Source organism: Corallococcus sp. 4LFB (genome assembly GCF_046520365.1).
In the GTDB taxonomy this organism is placed as follows: Bacteria; Myxococcota; Myxococcia; order Myxococcales; family Myxococcaceae; genus Corallococcus; species Corallococcus caeni.
Genome location: NZ_JBKGHJ010000566.1, coordinates 1 through 4,886, shown reverse-complemented (window position 1 = coordinate 4,886; position 4,886 = coordinate 1). Strand labels below are relative to the sequence as shown.

Annotated in this window: 5 protein-coding genes and 1 pseudogene; 4 read left to right on the top strand and 2 right to left on the bottom strand. The window is 74.0% G+C overall.

Going from position 1 to position 4,886, the window contains the following annotated elements; genetic code table 11:
* On the top strand, positions 1 to 428 hold a 428-nt coding region (locus tag ACLEQD_RS36945), incomplete at its 5' end, for an RNA 3'-terminal phosphate cyclase (protein ID WP_410390587.1).
* Between the two features lie 19 nt (positions 429 to 447).
* Here the strand turns inward: ACLEQD_RS36945 and ACLEQD_RS36940 are convergent.
* Complete coding sequence (locus tag ACLEQD_RS36940) at positions 448 to 801, bottom strand: hypothetical protein (RefSeq protein WP_410390586.1); 354 nt, start codon at positions 799 to 801, stop codon at positions 448 to 450.
* Positions 802 to 880: 79 nt separating this feature from the next.
* On the opposite strand from ACLEQD_RS36940, the gene sppA reads away from it, so the two are divergent.
* Together sppA and ACLEQD_RS36930 are read left to right on the top strand one after the other, a co-directional pair.
* Entirely contained in the window at positions 881 to 2,569 is a 1,689-nt protein-coding gene (sppA, locus tag ACLEQD_RS36935) for a signal peptide peptidase SppA (RefSeq protein WP_410390585.1), read from the top strand.
* A gap of 1 nt (position 2,570) precedes the next feature.
* A pseudogene (locus tag ACLEQD_RS36930) lies at positions 2,571 to 2,933 on the top strand (zf-TFIIB domain-containing protein); the annotation flags it as partial.
* Between the two features lie 239 nt (positions 2,934 to 3,172).
* Here ACLEQD_RS36930 and ACLEQD_RS36925 read toward each other — a convergent pair.
* Positions 3,173 to 4,576 carry an MFS transporter gene (locus ACLEQD_RS36925; RefSeq protein ID WP_410390584.1) on the bottom strand — a complete coding sequence of 468 codons (1,404 nt, stop codon included), beginning with the start codon at positions 4,574 to 4,576 and terminating at the stop codon, positions 3,173 to 3,175.
* A gap of 70 nt (positions 4,577 to 4,646) precedes the next feature.
* Between ACLEQD_RS36925 and ACLEQD_RS36920 the strand changes: the two genes are divergently transcribed.
* Positions 4,647 to 4,886: LysR family transcriptional regulator (locus tag ACLEQD_RS36920; RefSeq protein ID WP_410390583.1), on the top strand; the 240-nt coding region annotated here is incomplete at its 3' end.

Here is a 4,886-nt window from a genome sequence, read left to right as displayed (position 1 = left end):
CCCGCCGCGCGGTGGCGCGCTGCGCGAGCGGGCATCCTGGCGGAGGCGGACAACCGGCGCTGGCGGTGACGCGCTCGCAGGGGTCCGCGACGTTCGTGCTGGCGCAGTTCGAGCACACCGTGGCGGCCTTCACGTCGCTGGGCGAGCGGGGCCTGGACGCGGAAGGGGTGGGGCGCGAGGCGGCGGAGGCCCTGACGCGCTTCATGGAGACGGGCGGCGCGTTGGACGAACACCTGGCGGAGCAGCTGCTCTTGCCGGCGGCGCTCCTGGCGTCGGGGAGGCTGGGGGCGGTGACGCCGGGCACCACGCGCTTCACCGCCGCTCGCGTCACCGGCGAGCTGACGGTCCAGGCGGAGGTGCTGCGGCGCTTCCTGCCGGTGCACCTCCAGGTGGAGCCGGGCGGGAGCGTGGAGGTCCGCCCGGCGTGAGACGTGAGGCGGGGCTCGCTTAAGCCTCGTCCTCGGTCGCGTTGCCGCGGGCGCCGAAGGTGTTGGTGTCCGCCATCTCCTTCACGGTGCCGCGGTAGGCGCGGATGGCGAAGGGCGTGGCGACGAGGAAGACGATGCCCACGAGGCCAATGGCCATCCAGGGAATGGGCGTCTCCTTGATCTGCACGTCCTTGCCGTAGCCGTTGAGGTTGTTGCCCATGGCGCGCGCCTTGGCGGCGTCCTTCTCTGCCTGGGTCAACTCCTTGCGGTTCTGGAACTCCTGGGGCTGCCGGCGCTGGGGCTGCGCCAGGACAGCGCCGCCCCAGACGAGGGCGAGGACGAGAACAAGCCGGGGGAGGGAGGGGGAGGGCATGGGCCTTGAGCCTAACAGAGCCTCCCGGGGCGGGTGAACAGGGGTTGCTTCGCCCGGCGCGGGGCGTTAGGCGCGCGGGATGCTCCGCCTTCCCTTGCTCCTGCTGGCGAACCTCCTCCTGGGGCTGCGGCTGCTCCTGGGCCTGCCCTTCCGTCTGATGGCGGCGCGCAAGCGGCCCACGTGGGTCCGCTTCCGGCTCGCGGGCAGCCTGCCGTACCGCCCGCGCCCCGTGCCCCGCTTCCGCCTGGGCGGCACCCCGGTGGAGCCCGCCACGGTGACGTCCCTGGAGACGCTGGGCCGGGCGCTGAAGGTGCTGGCCGCGGATCCGAAGGTGGAGGGCATCCTCCTGGAGCTTGAGGGCCTGGGCCTCCCGGACTCCCGGCGGGAGGCCCTGCGCGGCCTGCTGTCGGACTTCCAGGCGGCCGGCAAGCGGGTGGTGTCCTGGGCGGTGATGGTGGACACGGACGCGTACCCCGTGCTGGGCGCGGCGGACGAGGTGCTGCTCGCCCCCATGGGCCGGGTGGAGCTGGTGGGCTACGCCGCCCAGGCCACGGTGCTGGGCGAGGCCTTCGGCCGGGTGGGCATCCACGCGCACTTCGCCCGGCGCGGCGACTACAAGACGGCGCCGGAGCTCTTCACGGACGGCAGGGTGTCCGACATCCAGCGCCAGACGCTGGAGTCCTTCCTGGATGAACGCTACGCCGTCCTGGTGGAGGCCCTCTCCAGCGACCGGGGCAAGACGCCGGAGGAGGCGCGGGCGCTCATCGACGCGGGGCCCTACAGCGCGAAGCGGGCGCTGGACGCGGGGCTGGTGGACGGGCTGGTCCACGAGGCGGACCTGGGCGCGCACCTGGGCCTGGAGGCGAAGAAGGACGAGGAGCCGCCCGTGCCCACGTACGACGCGTACCTGGCGACGCTCGCGTTCCCGCCGGTGAAGTGGCGCCGGCTGCGCCGCAAGCCCCGGCTGGCGGTGGTGGACGTGGCGGGCATCATCATCCCGGGCAGCGGCGGCGCGGGCCGGTTCGCGGCGGCGGACACGGTGGTGAAGGCGCTGCGGCGGGCGGGTAGGGACAAGCGCGCGAAGGCGGTGGTGCTGGCGGTGGCGAGCCCTGGCGGCTCCGCGCTCGCGTCCGAGCAGATATTGGAGGCGGTGAAGCGCGTGGCGAAGCAGAAGCCCGTCATCGCGTACGTGGATCAGGTCTGCGCGAGCGGCGGCTACATGGCGGCCATCGGCGCGAAGGAGATCTGGTCCGCGCCCCACGCCGTCGTGGGCTCCATCGGCATCTTCGTGGGCAAGTTCGAGTACGGCGAGCTGCTGGAGAAGCTGGGCATCCACCGCACCACGCTGACGCGCGGCGAGAACGCGGCCTTCTTCTCCTCGTCCCGGGGCTTCACGCCGCACGAGCGCGCCGCGCTGGAGCGCGAGGTGGAGGAGGGCTACCAGTCCTTCCTGGAGCTGGTGGCCCAGGCGCGCGGCCGGACGAAGGAGGAGATCCACCAGCGCGCGGAGGGGCGCGTCTACTCAGGGCTGCGCGCGAAGGAGGCGGGGCTGGTGGACCGCATCGGCGGCTTCGAGGAGGTCTGCCGCCACGCACTGGAGGAGGCGCGCGTCCCGTCGGACGACTTCGACATCGTGCGCTACGGCGGCGCCCAGGCGAAGCTGTCGCTGCTCAAGCTGCTGATGGGCGCGGCGCACCCGGCCACGTACGCCTTCTGCACCGCGGCCTGGAGCCTTCAGGGCTTCGGGACGCCCCAGCGCTTCGACTAGCATGCGCGGCATGGTCCGCTCCTGCCCGGTCTGCCCCAGCCAGACGTTGAACGTCGTCCAGGCCTCCGACGTGGAGGTGGACGTGTGTCCTCGCTGCAACGGTCTGTACTTCGACCGCGGGGAGCTGGAGCGCTTCCCGGACCGGCCGTCGCTCAAGCCGCTCCTGAACGCGGCGAAGCAGGCCGCGTCCCGGTGCCGGAAGGGGGGGCACCTGATTCCCCGCGCCATGGCCGTCTGCGCCACCTGTGACGGTGAGCCCGTGGGCTGTCCCGGCTGCGGCGCGCGGCTGGCGCTGGTCAACGCGCGTGTGTGCAACGTGGACCTGTGCTCGCACTGTGGCGGCACCTGGCTGGACGCGGGCAAGTTCGAGGCCCTGGAGCACGCCAACGTGACGGCCCCCAGGGCCGCGCCCGTGTCCAGGGGCTGGGAGGTCGCCCCGGCGACGGATGGGGGCGCGGACCCCTGGAAGGGCCCGGGCGCCACGGCCCCGCTGCCCCCGTCGTTTTCGCCCACGGGCGGCCTGGGCGTGAGCTCCCCGCTGGCCTGCGTCCACTGCGGCCTCCAGGTCTCCGTGCACCAGGCGTGGGCGTTCAACGGCGACCTCTACTGCCGGGAGCACCGCCCGAAGGGCGCCGTGTCGGGCGACAGCCTGCCCAGGAGCCGCGACTCGAGCACCCTGCCCAACCTGGACACCTCGGACGGCATCGACCTGGCGGACCTCGTCGTGTGGCTGTTCCGGCGGCTGCGCCGCTGACCCCACGCGCGCCGCCCGCTCGCCTGGCGCCCTGGCACCGACGGGAGATTGCCCACCCCGGGGCCGGGGTCTACCCTGCCGCCCCAGTGATGACCCGCCTCGCTCCCCTGAGCCTCCTGTTGTTGGGCACCGCCTGCGCCACCGCCTCGCGCGAACCGGGCTCGGTGGCGGAGGCGTACGCGAAGGCGCTGGAGGAGAACCGGCTGTCGGACGCCTACCGCCTGACGACCGGCGGCCCGGAGGGCGAGGTGGCCTTCCTGGAGGAGTACTCCGACGCCGCCGCCCGCCAGGAGCGCGCCGCCGCCGTCCGCACGGGCGCGGGCGTGCTGGAGGCCCGGGCCCCGTCCGTCACGCTGGCCCGCCAGGGCGAGGACTGGCGCGTGGTGGAGTCCCGCCCCACGGACGTCCCCCGGGCGGCGCTGAAGAAGTTCCTGGACGAGGTGGAGTCCCGCGACTGGAAGGGCGCCTGGGGCCTGCTCGCCTCGCCGCTGAGGGCCCGCTACACGCCGGAGCGCCTGCGCGAGGACTTCGAGCGCGAGCCCCTGGCGAAGGAGCGCCTGCGCCGCGCCCGGCTCCAGCGCGAAGAGCAGCAGCGCCACCGTGCTCCCCGCCAGCACCGGCCCCCAGGGCTCCAGCGTCGTCCCCTCGTGCCGGGGCGGATCCCGGTAGGACAGGTGCAACAGCAGCGCGGACAGCACGCCCACCGGCAGGTTCACCAGGAACACCCACCGCCACGACGCGTGCATCACCAGCCAGCCGCCAATCAGCGGCCCCAGCGCGTTCGCCGCGCCCCACGCGCCGGTGAAGAGGCCCTGGATGGCCGCCCGCTCGCGCAGCGTGTAGAGGTCCGCGCTGAGGGTCAGCGTCGTGGGCTGCAACGCCCCCGCGCCCAGCCCCTGCATCACCCGGAAGCCCACCAGCGCCGGCACCGACGTGGCCAGGCCGCACAGCGCGGACCCCAGCAGGAACAGGCCCATCCCCGCGAAGAACACCGGCCTGCGCCCCAGCCGGTCCGCCAGCTTCCCGCTCACCAGCACGCCCACCGTCGACGCGAAGAGGAACGCGGAGAACACCCACGAGTAGAGCGCGTCCCCGCCCAGCTCCCGGGTGATGGTGGGCATGGCGCTCGTCACCACCGTGCCCTCGAAGGCGCTCACCACCAGGGCCAGCAGCACCGCCCCCGTGGCCACCCGCCGCGCCCCACCCGGCCGCATCCGGCTGCCCGCTTCCGCCGTCACACCGCTTCCATCCATGCCCCCTCCTTACGCGCCGGCGGACCATGCGGAAATCGCATCTTCGGCATAGGCTCCTTGCGCATCCCGCATGACCTCCGAACAGCTCCGAGCCTTCCTGCAGGTCGCCCGCGAGGGGCGCGTCTCCACCGCCGCGCGCGGCCTGGGGCTCTCCCAGTCCGGCCTGTCCCGGCAGCTCCAGGCCCTGGAGGCCGAGGTGGGCGCGCGCCTCCTGGTGCGCACGCCTCCGGCCGCCGTCCTCACCGACGCGGGGGAGCGCTTCCTGCCGCACGCCACCCGCGCGCTGGAGCCATGGCGTCGGGCGCGCGGA

Bases quoted from the DNA above. Each gene is read 5' to 3' on its own strand.
- ACLEQD_RS36925 (WP_410390584.1), bottom strand. From the start codon at position 4,576: ATGGATGGAAGCGGTGTGACGGCGGAAGCGGGCAGCCGGATGCGGCCG.
- ACLEQD_RS36940 (WP_410390586.1), bottom strand. From the start codon at position 801: ATGCCCTCCCCCTCCCTCCCCCGGCTTGTTCTCGTCCTCGCCCTCGTC.
- sppA (WP_410390585.1), top strand. From the start codon at position 881: ATGCTCCGCCTTCCCTTGCTCCTGCTGGCGAACCTCCTCCTGGGGCTG.